Origin of the sequence: Microcoleus sp. OTE_8_concoct_300 (genome assembly GCF_031383065.1) — a bacterium.
Classification (GTDB): Bacteria; Cyanobacteriota; Cyanobacteriia; order Cyanobacteriales; family Microcoleaceae; genus Microcoleus.
In genome coordinates, this window is sequence record NZ_JANMZH010000929.1 from 1 (window position 1) to 1,526 (window position 1,526).

Annotated in this window: 1 protein-coding gene and 2 pseudogenes; 2 read left to right on the forward strand and 1 reads right to left on the reverse strand. The window is 41.5% G+C overall.

What is annotated here, in order from left to right:
* Window positions 1–224, forward strand: a pseudogene (locus ACUVJL_RS39470) (IS5/IS1182 family transposase); the annotation flags it as partial.
* A 3-nt stretch (window positions 225–227) separates the two neighbouring features.
* The gene (locus ACUVJL_RS39475) at window positions 228–1,391 is read left to right on the forward strand and encodes a transposase (RefSeq protein WP_445250799.1); all 1,164 of its coding nucleotides are present in this window, start codon (window positions 228–230) and stop codon (window positions 1,389–1,391) included.
* Between the two features lie 16 nt (window positions 1,392–1,407).
* On the opposite strand, the pseudogene ACUVJL_RS39480 reads toward ACUVJL_RS39475, so the two are convergent.
* A pseudogene (locus tag ACUVJL_RS39480) lies at window positions 1,408–1,526 on the reverse strand (IS5/IS1182 family transposase); the annotation flags it as partial.

The window sequence follows — 1,526 nt, forward strand, 5'->3', positions numbered from 1 at the left end:
CTCACTTATGGCATCCTCCAATTGAACTCTCAGACGCTGAAGCGTTGATTATCAAACGCATTAAACGAGCCAAGTTATTTACGTTTCTTCGACTGAACCGTTCATTCATATTTAATGATGAGTTTCAAGAAGAACTCGCTACAATCTTTAAAGATAGCACCGTGGGTCAGGGCCCAATTCCTCCTGCACAAATTGCCTTGGCAATTATTCTGCAAGCCTACTAAGGTATTTCTGATGATGAAGTAATTGAAGAAATGCTCATGGATCAACGTTGGCAGTTAGTTCTCGATTGTCTCAATTGTGAAACTTCTCCTTTTAGCAAAGCCACTTTGGTTAGATTTAGAAAGGGCTTAATTAAAAAAGAACTAGACCAACGTTTAATTGACCGCACCGTAGAGATTGCCAAACAAAAAGGTGGGTTTGGCTCATCTCAACTCAAAGCGGCTTTAGATTCTTCCCCGTTATGGGGAGCTGGTAAAGTCGAAGATACATATAATCTATTGGGTCATGCTTTGCGTAAAGCAGTGAGTGTGATAGCTGCTGGACAGGGGCGGGAGCCAGCAGAAATTGCCGAGTTAGCTGGTGCGACAATTCTTAATAGTTCCAGCTTAAAAACAGCCTTGGACTTAAACTGGGATGACCCAGGAGAGCGCAAAAACGCACTATTAATCATTCTAAACAGCTTATGTTCTGTGGAAGAATGGATGCAAAGCCAGCCTGGGTGTGATGAGTTTGAAGTCGCTAAAGAGACTCTGGATGTTGCCCGAGTGATTGAATCTCAAAATGTAACTTTCGACTCTCAAGGCGTTCCGAGTTTAAGTAAAGGGGTGGCTAAAGACCGTCGCATTTCTATTGAAGACCCAGATATGCGGCATGGGCTTAAAAGCCACTCTAAAAAAATAGATGGATATAAACGCCACATCCTCAAAGATTTAGAGAGTGGTGTAGTTTGCGCGGTGGCGTTGACACGCGCAAATACTCCGGAAGCTACTGCTACAGTTGACCTAGAACGTGACTTAAAATTTCAAAATATTCACCTAGCTGAGTTACATATTGACCGGGCTTATTTATCCAGTCATTGGGTTACACAACGGGATGATAAATTACAGATATTTTGTAAGGCGTGGCCGGTCAAAAATTCTGGACTGTTTGATAAAAATTCCTTTTTCCTTGACTGGGATACACATTTAATTAGCTGTCCTAATCAGGTAAGTATCCCATTTGAACCCGGGAAAATTGTTCATTTTCCGGCGAGTGAATGTGCTATTTGTCCTCTGAGGTCTGGTTGCACGAATAGTAAAAGAGGACGGACTGTATCAATTCATCCTGATGAAGCCTTAATGCAAGAGTTGCGAGCACGTCAATCCACTGCTATTGGTAGAATAGACTAGACCTCTTGCGAAAGTCTCAGGCGATCTCTAATTTAGTCTTTAAAGAAAGTTCATAATTATAAATACCAGCGATCAAATTAAATCTTAATCCGAAGCGCCTTCTTCGATTCCGATATCTTGATGAAAGTATTCTAA